The organism is Alkalibacillus sp. S2W (assembly GCF_046764385.1).
Taxonomy (GTDB): domain Bacteria; phylum Bacillota; class Bacilli; order Bacillales; family Alkalibacillaceae; genus Alkalibacillus; species Alkalibacillus almallahensis.
In genome coordinates, this window is sequence record NZ_CP177234.1 from 1,646,590 (window position 1) to 1,664,735 (window position 18,146).

22 protein-coding genes are annotated in these 18,146 nt (G+C 36.9%); 1 reads left to right on the top strand and 21 read right to left on the bottom strand.

The genetic code is table 11. The features are described from left to right. From ACKXGF_RS08845 to ACKXGF_RS08935, 19 genes are all read right to left on the bottom strand, one after another. Window positions 1–237: an exodeoxyribonuclease VII small subunit gene (locus ACKXGF_RS08845; protein ID WP_411953409.1), complete on the bottom strand. Its 237-nt coding sequence runs from the start codon at window positions 235–237 to the stop codon at window positions 1–3. After that, window positions 237–1,589, bottom strand: coding sequence for an exodeoxyribonuclease VII large subunit (gene xseA / locus ACKXGF_RS08850; protein ID WP_411953410.1), 1,353 nt, complete (start codon window positions 1,587–1,589; stop codon window positions 237–239). Before xseA ends, ACKXGF_RS08845 begins: the two co-directional genes overlap by 1 nt. Before the next feature lie 5 nt (window positions 1,590–1,594). Then, on the bottom strand, window positions 1,595–2,455 hold the full coding sequence (locus ACKXGF_RS08855; protein WP_411953411.1) for a bifunctional 5,10-methylenetetrahydrofolate dehydrogenase/5,10-methenyltetrahydrofolate cyclohydrolase: 861 nt from the start codon (window positions 2,453–2,455) through the stop codon (window positions 1,595–1,597). Between the two features lie 12 nt (window positions 2,456–2,467). Next, the gene (gene nusB, locus ACKXGF_RS08860; RefSeq protein ID WP_167262503.1) at window positions 2,468–2,848 is read right to left on the bottom strand and encodes a transcription antitermination factor NusB; all 381 of its coding nucleotides are present in this window, start codon (window positions 2,846–2,848) and stop codon (window positions 2,468–2,470) included. Between the two features lie 180 nt (window positions 2,849–3,028). Beyond that, window positions 3,029–3,433 (bottom strand): Asp23/Gls24 family envelope stress response protein, encoded by a 405-nt coding sequence (locus ACKXGF_RS08865; protein WP_411953412.1) that lies wholly within the window; start codon window positions 3,431–3,433, stop codon window positions 3,029–3,031. A 17-nt stretch (window positions 3,434–3,450) separates the two neighbouring features. Then, window positions 3,451–4,803, bottom strand: a complete 1,353-nt coding sequence (gene accC, locus ACKXGF_RS08870) for an acetyl-CoA carboxylase biotin carboxylase subunit (RefSeq protein WP_411953413.1) — start codon at window positions 4,801–4,803, stop codon at window positions 3,451–3,453. A 14-nt stretch (window positions 4,804–4,817) separates the two neighbouring features. Next, window positions 4,818–5,321: an acetyl-CoA carboxylase biotin carboxyl carrier protein gene (gene accB / locus ACKXGF_RS08875; RefSeq protein ID WP_411953414.1), complete on the bottom strand. Its 504-nt coding sequence runs from the start codon at window positions 5,319–5,321 to the stop codon at window positions 4,818–4,820. Window positions 5,322–5,517: 196 nt separating this feature from the next. After that, on the bottom strand, window positions 5,518–6,123 hold the full coding sequence (locus tag ACKXGF_RS08880) for a SpoIIIAH-like family protein (protein WP_411953415.1): 606 nt from the start codon (window positions 6,121–6,123) through the stop codon (window positions 5,518–5,520). A 2-nt stretch (window positions 6,124–6,125) separates the two neighbouring features. Further along, entirely contained in the window at window positions 6,126–6,746 is a 621-nt protein-coding gene (spoIIIAG, locus tag ACKXGF_RS08885) for a stage III sporulation protein AG (RefSeq protein WP_411953416.1), read from the bottom strand. Between the two features lie 2 nt (window positions 6,747–6,748). Then, the gene (spoIIIAF, locus tag ACKXGF_RS08890; RefSeq protein WP_411953417.1) at window positions 6,749–7,348 is read right to left on the bottom strand and encodes a stage III sporulation protein AF; all 600 of its coding nucleotides are present in this window, start codon (window positions 7,346–7,348) and stop codon (window positions 6,749–6,751) included. A gap of 11 nt (window positions 7,349–7,359) precedes the next feature. Beyond that, on the bottom strand, window positions 7,360–8,544 hold the full coding sequence (spoIIIAE, locus tag ACKXGF_RS08895) for a stage III sporulation protein AE (RefSeq protein ID WP_411953418.1): 1,185 nt from the start codon (window positions 8,542–8,544) through the stop codon (window positions 7,360–7,362). 17 nt (window positions 8,545–8,561) lie between these two features. Then, window positions 8,562–8,948 (bottom strand): stage III sporulation protein AD, encoded by a 387-nt coding sequence (gene spoIIIAD, locus ACKXGF_RS08900; RefSeq protein ID WP_411953419.1) that lies wholly within the window; start codon window positions 8,946–8,948, stop codon window positions 8,562–8,564. A gap of 14 nt (window positions 8,949–8,962) precedes the next feature. Then, window positions 8,963–9,172, bottom strand: a complete 210-nt coding sequence (gene spoIIIAC / locus ACKXGF_RS08905) for a stage III sporulation protein AC (protein ID WP_167262511.1) — start codon at window positions 9,170–9,172, stop codon at window positions 8,963–8,965. A 13-nt stretch (window positions 9,173–9,185) separates the two neighbouring features. After that, window positions 9,186–9,698, bottom strand: coding sequence for a stage III sporulation protein SpoIIIAB (gene spoIIIAB, locus ACKXGF_RS08910; protein ID WP_167262512.1), 513 nt, complete (start codon window positions 9,696–9,698; stop codon window positions 9,186–9,188). Further along, window positions 9,643–10,626: a stage III sporulation protein AA gene (gene spoIIIAA, locus ACKXGF_RS08915; protein ID WP_411953420.1), complete on the bottom strand. Its 984-nt coding sequence runs from the start codon at window positions 10,624–10,626 to the stop codon at window positions 9,643–9,645. The genes spoIIIAB and spoIIIAA overlap by 56 nt, the downstream gene beginning before the upstream one ends. A gap of 352 nt (window positions 10,627–10,978) precedes the next feature. After that, a complete protein-coding gene (gene efp / locus ACKXGF_RS08920; RefSeq protein ID WP_411953421.1) occupies window positions 10,979–11,536 on the bottom strand; it encodes an elongation factor P in 558 nt (185 codons plus the stop codon). Window positions 11,537–11,558: 22 nt separating this feature from the next. Next, the gene (locus tag ACKXGF_RS08925; RefSeq protein WP_411953422.1) at window positions 11,559–12,620 is read right to left on the bottom strand and encodes a M24 family metallopeptidase; all 1,062 of its coding nucleotides are present in this window, start codon (window positions 12,618–12,620) and stop codon (window positions 11,559–11,561) included. A 1-nt stretch (window position 12,621) separates the two neighbouring features. Further along, window positions 12,622–13,065, bottom strand: coding sequence for a type II 3-dehydroquinate dehydratase (gene aroQ, locus ACKXGF_RS08930; protein WP_411953423.1), 444 nt, complete (start codon window positions 13,063–13,065; stop codon window positions 12,622–12,624). Window positions 13,066–13,128: 63 nt separating this feature from the next. Further along, a complete protein-coding gene (locus ACKXGF_RS08935; protein WP_411953424.1) occupies window positions 13,129–13,590 on the bottom strand; it encodes a YqhR family membrane protein in 462 nt (153 codons plus the stop codon). A gap of 141 nt (window positions 13,591–13,731) precedes the next feature. Here ACKXGF_RS08935 and ACKXGF_RS08940 point away from each other — a divergent pair, with 141 nt between their 5' ends. Continuing rightward, window positions 13,732–14,076: an SA1362 family protein gene (locus tag ACKXGF_RS08940; RefSeq protein WP_411953425.1), complete on the top strand. Its 345-nt coding sequence runs from the start codon at window positions 13,732–13,734 to the stop codon at window positions 14,074–14,076. Window positions 14,077–14,107: 31 nt separating this feature from the next. Here ACKXGF_RS08940 and ACKXGF_RS08945 read toward each other — a convergent pair whose 3' ends face one another. Both ACKXGF_RS08945 and ACKXGF_RS08950 read right to left on the bottom strand, forming a co-directional pair. Further along, on the bottom strand, window positions 14,108–17,002 hold the full coding sequence (locus tag ACKXGF_RS08945) for an LAGLIDADG family homing endonuclease (RefSeq protein WP_411953426.1): 2,895 nt from the start codon (window positions 17,000–17,002) through the stop codon (window positions 14,108–14,110). Between the two features lie 73 nt (window positions 17,003–17,075). Further along, window positions 17,076–17,972 carry an LAGLIDADG family homing endonuclease gene (locus ACKXGF_RS08950; RefSeq protein WP_411953427.1) on the bottom strand — a complete coding sequence of 299 codons (897 nt, stop codon included), beginning with the start codon at window positions 17,970–17,972 and terminating at the stop codon, window positions 17,076–17,078. Between the last annotated feature and the right edge of the window lie 174 nt (window positions 17,973–18,146).

Here is an 18,146-nt window from a genome sequence, read left to right on the forward strand (position 1 = left end):
TCACTCTGAATCGTCCTCCACCGTAAATGATTCTGTTTCACCATTTTCTTTCATGATTTCTGCCATCTCATTTTCAACATTCTTTAATTTATCATGGCATACTTTCGATAACTCCATACCATCCTTGTAATACTGAATCGCTTGTTCTAGTGGAACATCGCCTTGTTCAAGTTGATCAACGATCTTTTCTAAACGTTCCATCGCTTGTTCAAAATTAAGTTCCGTTTTCTCCTCCATCAATCCTCAGTCCTTTCTGCCTTTTTTTGCACTTCACAATATAATGAACCATCATTTAAATTAATATCAATTTGCTCTCCTAAAGATACCTTCTCAATCGACTTAACAATATCTCCATTTTCATTGTAAGTTATGGAATAACCTCTTTTCATCGTGGTCATTGGATTGAGTAACTCCAATTTATCAACCATACGGTCAAGTTGGTGAACATTATTTCGATAATGAGAATTCATGGTGTGAATAAGTTGTGTTTTGAGTGTTATTAATGATTGATAACGTTCATTAACAAGCTGTTGAGGGGAATTAGCTAACAGTCTTTCCTTTTTTCTATTTAATAATTGCTTATGATTATAAATCTGTTGTTTCATATTACGATTTAAATGATTCAAAGCTCGGTCCAAATCCTGCTCTTTTTGTTGAGTTAACTGGACTGGGTATTTAAAAGCATAAGCTTGTTTTAATCGTTGCAAGCGATCAGTTTCACTTCTTATTCTTTGTGCCATTTGCTGTTGAATTCGTTGTTGAATGACATGAAGTTGCTGAGAAAGTTCATCTTGAGATGGAACAGCTAGTTCTGCTGCAGCTGTTGGCGTAGGTGCACGTAAATCAGCAACAAAGTCAGCAATCGTGTAGTCCGTTTCATGGCCTACAGCTGAAATAATTGGAATGTCAGAATGGAAAATAGATCTGGCGACGATTTCTTCATTGAAGGCCCACAACTCTTCAATCGATCCACCGCCACGTCCAACAATCAATGTATCAAAATCGCCTACTTCATTTGCGTAATTAATCGCATTCGCTACAGATTGACCTGCTTGTTCACCTTGTACAGACGCAGGTATAATAACACGTCTAGCTTGTGGATAACGACGGTTGATCGTCGTCATAATATCTCGAACTGCAGCACCTGTAGGTGAGGTAATCACACCTAATTTTTCAGGGAACAATGGAATAGATTGTTTACTATTTTCTTCAAACAACCCTTCTTGATCTAACTTTTTCTTTAATTGTTCATACGCTTGGTATAAGGCACCTAATCCATCGGGTTCCATTCTTTGTACATATACTTGATACTGACCTGTTCGTTCATAAACCGTAACATCGCCCTGTATAAGTACCTTCATACCATCTTCTGGTTTGAATGCTAATGTTTGATTATGCGAGGTAAACATGACAGCCGAAATTCTTGTTTGTTGATCTTTTATTGTGAAATACATATGACCGCGTGAATGATGTTTAAAATTTGATATTTCGCCTTGTAATAAAACTTGTTTGAGGTGACGATCGATATCAAATTTCTTTTTTATATACTTAGTTAAAGCGGTCACCGTTAAATATTTTGGTTCCTCCATTTGATTCAATCCCCTTTAAAAGAAAGACGCTTGGCTGCTTCAACAGTATTATTTAATAACATAGTGATCGTCATAGGGCCAACACCCTTAGGAACTGGTGTTATATAGCTCACATGTTCTTGAACATCATCAAAATCAACGTCACCTAAGACTTCTCCTGTCGATTGAAAAGAATTACCAACATCAACGACTACCGCTCCAGCCTTTACGTCTTCTTTTTGAATCAGGTGGGCACGACCCGCCGCAACAATTAAAATATCACCTTGTGTTGTATATTGAGACAAATTGGGCGTTTTTGAATGACAATATGTAACAGTCGCATCACGATTTAACATCATCTGTCCAATTGGTTTGCCAACAATATGACTTCTTCCTACTACCACGACATGCTTTTGGGCAATGTCTATATTATAATAATCCAATAACTTCATGATCCCTAATGGGGTACAGGGATAAAAAGCATCCTCTTCCACAGCTAATCGACCAATATTTATCGGATGAAACCCGTCTACATCTTTTTCAGGAGAGATTGTTTCTAAAACAGCATGATCACGGATATGATCTGGTAGAGGTAGTTGAACCAAAATGCCATGCGTTTCATGATCATTATTCAAAGACTGGATTAACTCAAGTAATTCACGTTCAGTGATCGTTTCATCTTTTTCGATTATTTCAGCCTTAATTCCAATTTTCTCAGCTGCTTTTTTCTTAATTCGGACATAGGTCTGTGAAGCTTTATGTTCACCAATGATAATTACAGTTATTTTAGGAATAACTTGTTGTTTACTTAAGCTTGTGACTTCTTCTTGTAATGCTAATCGAATTTGATCAGCGGCTGGCTTTCCATACATAACAGTTGTTTCCATTACAATCACCTTCTATTGGTCTGCAAGTTTCGATAAAACACCATTCACAAATTTACCTGATTGGTCATCATGGAATCGCTTAGCTAGTTCGACAGCTTCATTGACAGCTACTTTATATGGGGTTTCTTCAACATATTTCATTTCGTATATAGCTATTCTTAATAAGGCTTTTTCAACTGCACCGATTCTTGAGAAGCTCCAATTCTCCAAATAACCATCAATAATTGTATCGATCTCATCTTTATGATCGATCACACCTTTTATGATCTGCGAGGCAAAGGGGCTCACATCTTCATCCATGACTTTCATAAGATTTTCTTCTTTCACTTCTTCGTTAATGTCGATTTGAAATAAAACTTGAAAAGCTTTTTCTCGACTATGCTTTCGACTCATTCTATAGTTAACTCCTTCATTAATTCGGTTTTGATCAATATTTATACATATGTCAGTTTACCACGAAATTCATAAGAAATAAAAAATAAACCTTCATTCTAAATTGATTTAAATAACGCATATGACATAACCAACCCCCAGTAAAATAATCAACCATTTTACTGGGGGTTTAATTAACATTTATTTTGATTCTTGTTTAGATTCATCTGTTTTTTCTTCAATTTGAATACCGACCACATGAACATTAATTTCTAAGATTTCTAACGCCGTCATATTTTTCAGTGTTGTGCGTATATTTTCCTGTATTTTTTCAGTTACTTTGGGAATTGAAACGCCATAATCTAATACTGTAAATACATCAATTTCAATTCCTTCTTCAGTTAATTCAACCTTAACACCTTTACCATGTTGTTTCTTTTTACCCAGACGTTCGGATACATTTGACGCTATATTACCACGCATATTAGCAACACCACTGATTTCATTAGCCGCAATACCTGCAATAACTTCAATGACCTCTGGTGCAATCTCAACACGACCTAATGATTGATCATCACTGACATTTAATAAATGATTCTCTTCCATTTATGTCACCTCAAATTTTAGTCTTCCATGACTTGATATGTTTCAAGGAATTTCGTATTAAACTCACCATCTCTAAAGACGGGATGATTCATCATTCGTTTATGGAACGGAATAGTCGAATGAATTCCTTCAATAACAAATTCATCTAATGCGCGATTCATCTTATCCATAGCTTCTTCTCGTGTAGCGCCATGAACGATTAGCTTAGCAATCATTGAGTCATAATAAGGAGGAATATTCCATCCTGTATAGGCTGCAGAATCCACTCTCACTCCAAATCCTCCGGGCGGTAAATACATAGCCACTTTGCCAGCAGAAGGCATGAAATCTTTAGCTGGATTTTCAGCATTTACACGACACTCAATTGACCAACCATCAAATTGAATATCCTCTTGATTAAATGATATCGGCTCACCATCAGCTACTTTAATTTGCTGTTTGATTAAATCTATACCTGTAACCATTTCCGTTACCGGATGTTCAACTTGAATACGTGTATTCATTTCCATAAAGTAGAAACTTGAGTCTTTTTGGTCAAAGATAAATTCAATCGTACCAGCACCTACATAATCGACTGCTTGCGCTGCTTTAACAGCAGAATCACCCATTTTTGCACGAATGGTTTCATCAATTGCTGGTGAAGGTGTTTCTTCAATCAATTTCTGTAAGCGTCGCTGAACGGTACAATCACGTTCACCTAAATGAACAGTATTACCGTGTTTGTCAGCTAATACTTGAATTTCAACATGGCGAAAATCTTCAATAAATTTCTCTAGATAAACACCTGGATTACCAAATGCTGTTTCAGCCTCATTCTGCGTTACACGAATACCTTGTACAAGATCTTCTTCATTTCGAGCAACGCGAATCCCTTTACCACCGCCACCAGCAGTAGCTTTAATAATGACGGGATACCCGATTTCATTTGCCACTCGTTTACCTTCTTCTTCATTGGCAATAATTCCATCAGAGCCAGGGACAATTGGAACCCCAGCTTCTCGCATTGTCTCACGTGCAACATCTTTGGTTCCCATACGTGAAATCGAGTCCCCACTAGGCCCAATAAATGTCACATTACATTCTTCACATAACTCAGCGAAATCGGCATTTTCAGATAAGAAACCATAACCAGGATGAATGGCATCACAGTCCGTTAATTTAGCCACGCTCATAATATTGGTTTTATTTAAATAAGAATCCTTACTTAATGTAGGACCCACACAATAAGCTTCATCTGCTATTTGTACATGTAATGATTCACGATCAGCTTCTGAGAAAATAGCAACCGTTTCAATGTTAAGTTCTTTACAAGCACGAATAATTCTTACGGCAATTTCACCACGATTTGCAATTAATACTTTGTTAATCACAGACAACCCCTCCTTTATTTCTGTTTCACTCTGAATAGTGGTTGTCCATACTCAACAAGTTCGCCGTCGTCTACTAGAATCTCTACAATTTCACCCTTTGTTTCAGCTTCAATTTCGTTAAAGAGTTTCATTGCTTCAACAATGCATACAACTGAATTTTCTTCAACTTGATCGCCCACTTGAACATACACATCATCATCAGGTGATGGTGCTTCATAGAATGTCCCAACCATTGGTGAAACAATCTCTGTGTCATAATCAACCTCATTATTTGAAGCTGTTTCTTCTTTTGGTGCTGGAGCAGGTTCTGCTTCTGCTTTCGGTTCAGCTGGTTGATTTTCTACTTTGGGTTCCGCTGGTTTTTCAGTTGTTACAGGTTGTGGAGTTGCAACTTGTACAACTTCCCCATTTTGTTTACTCATAGAAATTTTGCCATCATCTGTTTCATACGTGAAATCAGAAATAGATGATTCATCTAATAATTTAATCAATTCTCGTATCTCTTGAACTTTTAGCATGACAAGTAGCACTCCTTTAGATTTAATAACAGGTACTAATATTTCCTAACAACATTGTACGATAAAGTGAAAGCAACCTTCAACTTAATTTAAATATATTTTCATATTTTATTTAAATATGGTCATCCTGTTTAAAAGCGTTTATGAGTTAACAATCTTAAACCTCCATACCCTATTCGGATATGGAGGTCTTATGTTACGCATCTTCTTGTAATCGAACGCGCGGTTCTAATTCACTGAATTCATCTCGTGCTAACTGCATAAGATGATTGGCATCTGTTTTAGATAATTCTTCTGCAATCACTCTAATCTGCACAACTTCTTCATCTGTTCGAACTAACACATCTTTAAATCCTTTTTCTTGTTTAATCATTTCTTCTAAAATCGTTTCTTTCTGTGCAGCAGTTTGCAATGCGTACATTTCTTCCATTGCTTCATTTTTCTCTTCTGTTGTGGCAGAACTTGATGCCACAATTGATGATAATTGCTCTTTCATTTCACTACGAGCATCTTCTTTTTCTAATCGAATCGTGGTAAACAATTCGTGAGGTGATAATTCATCTGTACTCACATCCACATCTAGATCACCTTCAGAACTTGTCTCTGTTTGCGGATCGTTTGTACCATCACCTTCACTTTCCTCCTGATTTTCATCACCTTCTATTTGTTCTTGCCGTTCCTCATCTTCGTCCGGAATTAAAGCCACCTCTCCACTTCCAGGAGACATCAAATAATAAACACTCAACACAATTAATAAACTCAACATTGTAATTAACCAAACTGTTTGTTTTCTTAACACCATCATCATTCCTCCTCACCCTTTGGCATTACTGCTATACGATGGGTTGATACATCTAACAATCTAGAAACTGAATCAATGATTCTTTCTTTAACGTGAATTTGATCAACTCCTTTGGCTACAATTAATACGCCTCGAATCGCGGGGGTTTGTGTTTGAATAAGCAATGGTTCTTCACGGTTGTTTTGACGTAATAGGACAGTTTGCTCTTCTACGGACTCATCTTCAACACTTCTAGTTCCACCATTTTGATCATTTTCATCTGTATATTGATTTGTTGTTGTTGTGTTTTTTTCAAAGACTTTTATAGCTGATGAATCTAGTTGTAAGCTTACTTCAACATCATGAACATCAGATATACTCTCCAAGGCTTGTTCAAGTTCTTGCCTCATTTGGTTCTGGATGTGCTCATAATTAGAATTTGTCGTATTTCCAGACTGTTTTTCTTTCTTTTCATCTTCCCATTGACTTTCTTCAATAGGTGCTTGTGTATCATCAGATGATCCCGAAAACACATTAGATAGAATTAAAAACAGTAGCCCTATCAGCCCGATTAAAATCATATATGATCGCTTCGTCGGCCTGTCCGTCTCACTTTTTAATTTGAACCATTCTTTAAATTGCATTATTAATGCCCCCCTTCCCATTCAATAGATATTTTTGATAAAGGTAGATTTAAATATGAGGCGATTGTTTGTTTAATCATGTCATCATCCATCGTCTCCTTATCCTGGTCTGCAGGAATCTGTACTTCCTCAACCTGTTCAACACCAGTTTGTTCCTCTGTCACTACAAACGTGACGTGATCAATCATGTCACTGATTTCTTCAGTTTCACGATCCTCTTTCCATTCCATTAAGACATCTTGTATGGCTAAATCATATTCATCCATCAACTCCTCTTCTACAGAATTTTGTAGCTCTTGGGTCAGTTGTTCTAATATATATGCATTTGAAGAGGCTTGTATTTCTTTTTTTTGTGATTCTATTTTCTCTTCAAATGTATCCTCATTCATTAAATCAGATGAAAACTCAAAATTATCAACGACTTCCTCTGGATTTACTTGAAATAAAGTCGTTAAAGGATGTAAAAAAAGAAGTAAAATGATCATACCGAATACAACACGAATGACTTGTTCATGAGATGTTTTGGGAATGAGCAATATAATAATCGTCGCTATAAATACAAAGACAACAAGCTGAGTAATCCAATCCGTAATAAATTCCATTTGCTCCTCCACTAACGAACCATTAATGATGTATTACTAATTACAATTAGCATTACAATTGAAAAGAAAAACATAATCGAAACCATTAACAAAGCCAACAGTAAATATAGAATATGTTTGCCCATATCATCTATCATATGAACAACCGGACCATCAGCAACTGGTTGTAAAATCGCTGCGGCCAAACGAAAAAACAATCCAAGAACAAGCACCTTTAAGACAGGAAATAATATCATGACAAATAGTACAACTAATCCAGCAACACCAATTGTGTTTTTTACCAATATTGAAGCGGATAAAACTGTATCAGTTGCATCCGTAAACATTCGTCCAATGACAGGTATAAAGTTGCTTGTCACAAACTTTGCTGCTCTCACAGCAACACCATCTGATGCAGCAGTTGTGATACCTTGTACAGACATAATCGTTAAGAAAATGGATAAAAAAGCTCCCATTAGTAATAGCGCGCCTTGTTTAAACAAGTGTGCTAATCGAGATAAGTTGTACGTTTCATTAACGTGACTAGCTATGTGTAAAATAGCTGACAAAAATAATAGTGGTATAATAATCTTTGCAACAAACAAACCACTTGCTTGTGTCAAAAACAATATAAAAGGATTAAAGAAAGCGACCGTTGCTACATGGCCAAATGCCGCCATCATACTCAGGAACAATGGAAGAAGCGATACCATAAAGTGACGCATCGTTTCGATCGTATCAGTCGTAAAATTAGCTGCCGTATGAAACCCTGTCATTGCAATTGTCATGAGCACACCAAAAATGACAAATTGGCTCACTTTTGTAACGGTTTGAGTCTCAAATGACTGAGCTAGCACATTTAACACAGCACTTAATAACGTAATAAATATTAACAAGCTAAGTGTTTGACCGTTTGCCAATAACTCATCGATTAAAAATGATACGATCCCATCCACCCAAGCGCGCCAAGACAAGATTGACTCTCTGTCAGTAATATCTGTCCATTGATTACCTGAATCTATTGGCATATAATCTCGATATTCATTAAGTAAATCCTGCCATTGATTCTCAATCGTTGGACTTTCAAAGAAACCTTCAAGATCTTCTTCTACTTCATTTTGATCTAGCTCCTCACCTTCGTCTTCAGCAATACTTTGTATATCCGTTAGTGACATCATGATGACGACAATAAGCAGGGAGATAACTGTCTTTTTCATAAGCGATCTCCTTTGGATTACGGTACAAATCCTAGTAAGGTTTCGATAACAGCTATAAAGATAGGAATAGCCATTAATAATATAAATAACTTACCAATAATTTCTACTTTGACAGCGATCGAATTAAGTTGGGCATCTTTCAAAACATGGACAGCAAATTCAGTCATGTAAGCAACAGCTATCACCTTAAAAATAGTATCCAAATGCAGCAATGATACATCTATATGAGAAGTGATCTCTTGAAAAGCACTGATCACTTCATTCATTTGCAATAGAACATATAAAAAGATTAATATGCCAGTTAATATGATTAATAAAAAGCTAATCGACTGATGATGCTCTCTCACAACAACGATTAAAATCGCAGCAACAATTATGATGACCATTATTTGTAAAAACGGCATAATAAACCTCTACTCTATAACATCATTTGAAATAAAAACACAGAACGAATTTGTTGAAAGAGCTGACCTAAATAATCAATGACAATAACGAGAACAATAATAAATCCTATTAAAGTCACCCACTGAGCTAAGTCGTCCTTCCCCATTTGTTTAAGTAGGGCACTTAGCATAGCGACGATGATTCCAATCCCTGCAACTTGAAATAATAGAAATACATCAGACATGAAGTAAGCTCCTTCAAATTAAAATTAAAACAAATAATAGTCCTGACAATACCCCTAACACCCGATACATACTTGAAAAGCGTTTTTCTTCTTCTAATGCCTCATCAAGTTCATATTGTAGATGAACTCGCGCCAGTTGAATTTGTTTTCTTTGTTGTTCAATGTTATGTCGTCCTAATGATTGACCAAATTGCAACATGATTTGTTTTTCTTTCGATTTTAAAGCTGTAAAGTGCCATTCTTCCTCGATCACATTTTCCCAACAATCATCTAAAGAAATTTCAGTTTCATTTAATTCATTAACTAAACGTTGAAATAAAGACCCAATAGGAAATGATAACTGTTTGGAAATGTAACGACAGATCGTTTCAATTGGCTTTTGAGCATATACAATTTCAGCTTCCATAATTTGCAAAGCTTGTAGTAGATCCCTGATTTGTTGTGGCCTTTTTTTATATTGATTGGCGAAATCAATTCCGACCCATGTACACGTTAATAGAATTAGGATCGCGCCGACCCACTTCATGACTATGACTCCTAACTTTTGTCGTTATAATTTCACGATGATCATCATAAATAGCATGTACAGTTCCGGGTTGTGGTAAAGAATTTAACAAGATGAATCGTTGGAAAACACCTTGTTTCAGCAGTGGTTGTAACTGTGGGCGTTGTTCAATGTCTGATAAGGTGTGACCATGCACACTACAAATTAAACCAACTCCTGTATAAACGGCCTCCATCAGACTATCGACATCTTCTTTTCTTCCAATTTCATCAACGGCTAAAATTTCAGGTGACATCGACCGAACCATCATCATCATACCTTCTGCCTTAGGACAATCACTCATAACATCTGTTAAAGGACCGACATCATGCTGCGGGACTCCTTGAAATGCTGCTGCGATTTCAGAACGTTCATCAACTAACGAAACACGTCGTCCCGTCAATTGCTCAGAGCCAGTACTTATCAGACGAATCAAATCTCTTAAAATCGTTGTCTTACCACTTTTAGGAGGTCCGATCAATAAAGTGTTTTGGATTTCATCCTCAAATAAATGAGGTAGGATGTGTTTAGCTGCTCCATAACGTTCTGAAGCGATACGAATATTAAATGATGTCACATTCGTAATGGCTTGTACTGATCCATTTTCTACAGCCACTTGTCCACTGATTCCAATTCGATGACCACCACGGATTGTTATAAATCCGTTTCTTAATTCTTCTTCTAAACGATAGACTGAAAAATCACTTATACGTGCCAACAACGCATTCGCATCATTTTCGTAAAAAACAAATCCCTCTAAAAACTGACTATGATTTGAGAAGATTAATTGTACTTGATGCCCCACACGTAAACGAATCTCTTCTAGTTGATTTAACGCTTGTTGAGAAATGTTTGCTTTGATCAGACTGGTGATGGTTGTAGGTAAATAAGAGGCAATAAACTTGTCCAACCAATCCCTCCTTCCGCTTAACACTACTATATGTATGAGAAGAAGAGATATGATATTCAAAGTATAAAAAGGAGAGAGTTATTTTCTCATTAAAAAACCCGACACTAATAAAAGTGTCGGGTTAAGAGTATGAATTTCCGATCAGTTAAAATTTAATATTTATTTTCAAAATGTGTATTACTTAGTTGTTGAATTGTGAGAAGCGAAGGTGGCGACTCCTGCAGGAACAGCACGAGTCTCGAGACCCCGCAGGCCATGTTTTTCGGCCGAGGAGGCTCGAGCCGTGCCTGCGGAAAGCGTCCACCGATAGCGGATCACAATATCAACAACGGACTTTAACAAATCCTAAACACTAAGCGCGAGATACATACTTGCCTTCAGTTGTGTTAATGACTAATTTCTCACCTTTATCAATGAAGAAAGGAACTTGAACAGTATAACCTGTCTCAAGTGTTGCTGGCTTTGTTCCACCAGACGCTGTATCACCTTTAACTCCAGGTTCTGTTTCAGCTACTTCAAGTTCAACGTTATTCGGTAATTCAATTCCTAACGTATCACCTTCATAGATTAAGACGTGGGCTTGAGTACCTTCAGTTAAGAAATTTAATTCCGTTTTGATTTTATCGCCTGGGATTTCAATTTGATCAAACGTTTCAGTATCCATGAATGTATGACTTTCCCCAGTTTCATATAGATACTGCATAGGGCGACGCTCTAAATGGGCTTTATTGACTTTTTCACCTGCTCGGAACGTCTTATCTTGGATGTTACCATTTTCTAAATTGCGTAGTTTTGAGCGAACAAACGCTGATCCTTTTCCTGGTTTAACATGTTGAAATTCAATGACTTGCCAAATTTTACCCTCTACTTCTATTGTTAACCCTGTTTTAAAATCGTTTACTGAAATCATGTTAATAACCTCCTTCTATCATTTACAACGTGATTAATTCTTTAGTTGAGAATGTTAATCTTTCATTTCCATTTTCAGTGACGACAGCATCATCTTCAATACGACAACCACCTACATTAGGCACATAGATTCCAGGTTCAACTGTAACAACCATACCCGGCTCTAATGGATTTTCATTACGGAATGATAAAGACGGTGCCTCGTGTACATCCATGCCTAAGCCATGGCCAGTCGAGTGACCGAAATATTCACCATAACCTTGTTCTTTAATATAATCACGTGTTAATGCATCTGCTTCTTTACCAGTAATACCTGCTTTCAGTCCATTCATACCACGTTTTTGTGCTTCTAAAACCGTATGATAAATGGTATTCAGCTCATCACTAATTGGTCCAACTGCAAGAGTTCTTGTCATATCAGAGCAATACCCTTTATAAAGTGCTCCGAAATCTAAAGTTACAAGTTCACCTGATTGAATTTCTTTATCTGAAGCTACTCCGTGTGGAAGCGCCGCCCGATAACCTGAAGCTACAATAATATCAAAAGATGAGGACACTGCTCCCTGTTTACGCATAAAAAATTCTAATTCATTTGATACATCAATTTCCTTAACGCCTGGTTTAATAATAGTTTGTATATAATCGAAAGCATCGTCTGCAATCTGTGCTGCATCTTTTAATATAGCAATTTCCGATTCGGTTTTATACAGTCGTAATTGTTCGACTAAACCATCGATAGGGATAAACTCACTTGATAAGGCCTGTTGGAACACTTCAAAGGTCGAATACGTCATATGGTTTTTTTCGAAACCTAAACGTTTGATTCCAAGCTGTTCCACTTGATTAGCTACTTCTTGATAAATCGGCCCTTTATGTTCCACAAGTTCATAGTCTGTCACTTGTTCTTTAGCTTGTACAGTATAACGAAAATCTGTAATAAACACAGCTTGATCTAAAGAAACTAAAACGACCCCAGCCGTTCCCGTAAAACCTGTCATGTAACGGCGGTTTTGGTCATTAGTTATAAGAAGACCATCTACATCGTTCTGTTGCATCTTCTCTCGTAAACGAGTTAGCTTTTCCACATTATCTCTCCCTTTCATTCAATTGATCAATTAAAGCATACGCTGCTAGTTTGTACCCCAATGCTCCGAACCCGACTATTTGACCAGAAGTAACTGCTGATAAATAGGAATGATGACGGAATGTTTCCCGATTATGTATGTTCGATAAATGGACTTCAATAACAGGAATTTGGATCATTTCTACAGCGTCTCGAATAGCTACACTGGTATGAGCATAACCACCTGGATTAAAGATAATGCCATCATAATGCATGGCATTTTGTAACCAGTCAATAATTTCACCTTCATGATTTGATTGTCTAACATCTAAATAAGCACCATGAGAACTTGCGATTTCGAGCATCATGTCTTCAATATCAGCTAAGGTCTCACTCCCATAGTGGGATTCATCTCGTTGACCTAACATATTAAGATTCGGGCCGTTAATTAATAACCAGGATTTCATGACACCAGAGCTCCTTTGATTGATGTATCCATCCTAAGTTTATCATAAATCGCCCTATTTTTGTCACACTTTTCTCGCAACCCGTTCCCCGTGTTGGTTATAAGATATGGTATAGCCAACAAACACACCGTATAGCGCAAATTGACATAAAGTTGTTGCAATCGTATCTTTTGTTAAATTTTCAAGAGTTGGGACATAATCGAATAACCCATTAGCTAACCAAAAAATAATTCCCCATAGTAAGATGCCATATAATAATCCAGGTAAAACACCTCTAAATCTTTTTAAAAGTGCATAATAGATGATTGCTGGTAATATAGCTAAAACACCCAATATTATAGCGCTTACTAATTCAATCCACCATGTTGATGTCCAATCACCTTCAAAAAAAGACCGAAAGATAAACGATGCATGTGACACCTCATTGAATTTTAAAGCATAAGTAAACGAGTTGAGTAATCCAAATATAATTCCACCAAATAAACCTGTATAAACACTTTCCATAATAACTGATTTTTCTCGCATTTTTATTAGCCTCCTCTCGCGTTATTTTAACCTATAGAGGATTAATTCATGCATGACAAATGGCTATTATGTATAATGAATAACTTGACGTGTTATAATAGATTTACAAGTTACTAGCTGAATACGAAGAGAGGGATTACCATGACACAAGCAAGAAGTAAAATCATTTTGTATATAGTCGTTAGTTTGGCAGCTATTGGACTAATCGGTCAGTTAATAGTGAACCCACTTAACTTTATAGAAAGCATTCTTACGACAATCGGCCTAACCGCTGTAATCGGTCTAGCTTTATATTTCATTTTAAAACGAGTGAGACAAGGTGGCGTGCGCTCCTCTGGCTATCAAAAAGCTGTTAAACAATCGAAAAAGAAATACGGTAAAGTAGATCAAAAGATGAGATATAACCAACACGTGGAAAAACCCTCTTCAATAAAAAAACAACGTAACCAAACACATCTTAAAGTTATTAAAGGACACAAAAAATAGCGTTAGACGGAATGACCGTCTAACGCTATTTTTATATACCACATTTTAATTGTGCACCACAATTTGTACAAGTATTACAGCCACCAACATCTTGAATATCACCTTGGCGACAAACTGGACAAGTATCTCCTACTTCAGATCCAACTGTTACATTCGTTGTCTCAAGCTCATGGACTGTGTCCATTAAAACAACTTTTTGTTGATCGTCTTCGAATAATTCTGTTTGCTCTGAAGGCTCATTTTCTTCAGCTTTTAACGTTAAGACTTGTGAATCACGGCTTCCGTCTACATACACTGTACCACCTTTGGCACCACCACGATATAATCGCTGATAAACTTGTTCAACTTGATCAACACGGTAACCTTTCGGTGCATTGACCGTTTTTGAAATCGAACTATCGACCCAACGTTGAATGACACATTGCGTATCAGCGTGGGCTTCAGGAGATAAATCCATTGCAGTCACAAACCAGTCTGGCAGTTCATCTTGATTTGCTTCCGGATTTTCTTTGAAATAGTCTTGCGCAATATCAGCTTTCACTTCGATAAACTTACCTAAACGTCCACTACGATAATACGTGAAGGAGAAATAAGGTTCTAAACCTGTTGAAACACCAACCATTGTGCCTGTAGAACCAGTCGGCGCAACTGTTAATAAGTGACTATTGCGAATGCCATGATCAAGAACACCTTGCTTAATGTCATCAGGCATTTTTTGCATATAGCCAGTATTAATAAAACGTTCACGGAGTGCTTGTGTTTCTTCTTTTGCTTCACCAATTAAGAATGGGAAACTGCCTTTTTCTTTCGCTAAATCAATAGATGTACGATAAGCTGTTGTCGCAATCGTTTCAAAGATTTGATCGACAAGTTCATTACCTTCTTGTGAACCATAGGCTGTTTCACAGTAAATGAGTAAGTCATGTAAGCCCATAACGCCTAATCCGACTCGGCGCTCACCAAGTGCTTGTTCGCGGTTTTTATCTAGGAAATACGGTGTTGAATCGATGACATTATCCTGCATGCGTACACCTGTTTCAACCGTTTGTTTTAACTTCGCAAAATCAGGTTGTTTAAGTTCTCGATCAGCAATTGATGCTAGATTAACTGCCGCTAAATTACAAACACTATAAGGAGCTAGAGGTTGTTCACCACAATTGTGAACAACAACACCATTAGCAATTAGAGAATGTGTTTCAGGTTCCGTTATATCATATACGGTAACTAGCTCACCTTGTTCAATCGATTTCACTGACGTTGTGAAATACTCACGTTTACGTGGTTGAGCTGGCACTATATCTAACAATTCTTCCTTTTTAGTATGATAATAAAATCCGACTTCTTCTTTGAACACAGATAAGTTTCGACCTGAAATCACCAATTCAAAGAAAGGACGACTATCATAGGTTCTCTCTTCGCCATCAACTGTAACGTAATTAAAGTTTTGCTGATTGCGTTTTGGTCTTTCGTATACTTTTCCATGAATACCTAAGTTTAACAATAAAAGTTGTACGTCTTCTAACAGTTGTTTAGAAGATGAGGTTAAACGAGCCGTGCGATGAGACGGATCTGTTGTATAAACGGTCCCATCAGCTGAAAATAATGCTCTTAAATACGTCACAACACTCTCTTTTGTAGCTGTGAAAATCGCTTCAGGTACACGTTTCTCATAAGCTCGCACACGCTTAACACCTAACGATTCGAGAAGTTCTGTGAAAGTTTTGCGGTGGTACATCATTTGGAATGTTCCATTTTCTCTTTCATGAACTTTAGCTCGCAGGCCAGAAATTTCTTCACCAGCATCGATCAATTGTGGAATGATATCCATATCATCTTTACCAAACGTTAAACCTGCTCTGCCATCATTAGCTAACCAGCCGTCGCCAGTTAACCAACCTAAAAATAGCGCATGGCTATGTGACAATTCATCACGTTTAGCAAATTGACCTTCCCCTGATTGAATGTAAACCGTGTCTTCTTCTGTTAAATGCTGTGCTTCTTTCCATCCTTGATCCGTATAGACGCGATGTTCTGGTGTTACATTTAACGTCATACCATTTTGAAGGGTTATTACCTTTGTTTCTTTTGCTCCAGTTGGAAATACCGTTGCTTGACGCATCGTTACTCCTGGAATTTCATATTGACGACCGTTGACAACTTTCTTCTCTTCTTTCAAACGATTGTCCGTCGCTGTATAAAACGATTGTGACCCTTGCTGATTATAAAGCTCTTCAATTGTCATAAGTCCAAACTCTGTTGAAATTCTAGTACTGGGATGAAAACAAGGATTTGTCGCAACAACTTTTTGGCCATAGGCACTAGCATTTGTTTCCTTATTCGCATTATCAATGAAGAAAATGCCTGGCTCTGCTGAGTAAGTCGCACAAATATTAATTAAATTCCATAATTCTTTTGCACGTATCTGTTTATATACTCTGGTTCCAAAGCCTAAACGTTCCCACTCACGAACATCACCAATATCGTTCCAATGGTCATTATAGTAAGCCATTTCTTCTTCAGTGTAATTTGCAACGTCTGGAAAACGTAATTCATAAACGTCATCATTCTCAACAGCGTTCATAAATTCATCCGTAATACAAACTGAGATGTTCGCGCCTGATAAAAATTCTGGACTATTAACGCTGTAAGTACCACCGTCACGAATTTTCTGCTCAGCATCACGAATATTTTTCTCAGTGAAGCCACCGTGTCCTTCGATATGCTTATAGTTCACGATTCCTTGATATAGTTGCATTTCATCATTTGTTAATGGGGTGAAGCTCAATTTATCTTTAGCTTCTTCTTGGATTGTTTCATCCTCTATGTTCTCGATTAAATATCTTAAAATACGCGGGTTTTGCATTTTCGATATAATAAACTCGATTACATCAGGATGCCAATCATTCAGCATGATCATCTGTGCCAATAATTGTTACTCGCTATTAATTAGCGGGATAGGTCATTTCTGCCCACCTCTTACACTTTCATGTAAGATCAGACTATATCTTCAAGGAAGAGAATTTTTCATACTTTCTTTGTAATTTCAGTTGACTTTCATGATACAAGTAGTTATAGATTTTCAATAAGTCAGTTAGGCTAGATAAATGCAAGTCATAGCACCCTTGTTTTTTGTAAAGACCGTTAACATGTTGTCCTATTCCATAGCTTTTTAAAAACTTTAGAACATCCATTAACAATGACTTATTACTCGTGATACCAAACCTTGCTTTAGTATATTTTTTCGGTCCGTTCTTTCTATTATAGATTCTCTCATAAACTCGTATATGCCCATCAGCATCAAACAGACCTCTTAAAAAATGCCATTGCAATTCAGGATTCTTTAAATCGATCCATTGTTCCTTTCCTGTTTTGTTTGGTGTGACTCCTAAGTTTATTAAATCATTGGCCATTTTAGTAGAAAATATCGTTAAGCTATATTTATTTTGTTCACGGGCATTCCTTTTATTTCTAAATTTCACATTCCTATTAAGATTTAAGCAAGTTGCTACTTCATATAACAGGCTTTTATCTTGTTCGACAAGTGTTAGAACTACTTTTTTTGATGATCTATTTATGACAATAGTTCCGTCACCTAATATAAATCCCAGTAAATAAGCTTTATTAGGGTGGTCAATATCTTCAAAAAAGTTTTCATTGAAATCATACTTTTTTGAGGCTAACTTACCAGCCAAACCTGGGGGCCTTGTATTGATAAAAGCCTTTTCTTTATTCCACCGTGAAATAGTACCTCTACTAACACCTAACTTCTTGGAAATCTCTACTTGACTTACTCCTTTATCATGCATCTGTATTACTTTTTGTATGATCTCTTCCTTGTCTCGCGCCCCATAAGGACGTCTCCGTACATTATGGTTTACTTCTTCCTTAGCACACATCAGATCACCTTCTTTAACGTGATTACTTTTATTATACTCATATTTTGTGCTTTAGGAAGTTTCAATAGTCGTTGAACGTTCATCTTCATTTCTGAAGATGCTTCGCTGCTGATTGCCCATTGTTGCATCCTAATACTTTTTTAACGATCACGCTTGCCGTCACCAGCTACGTTG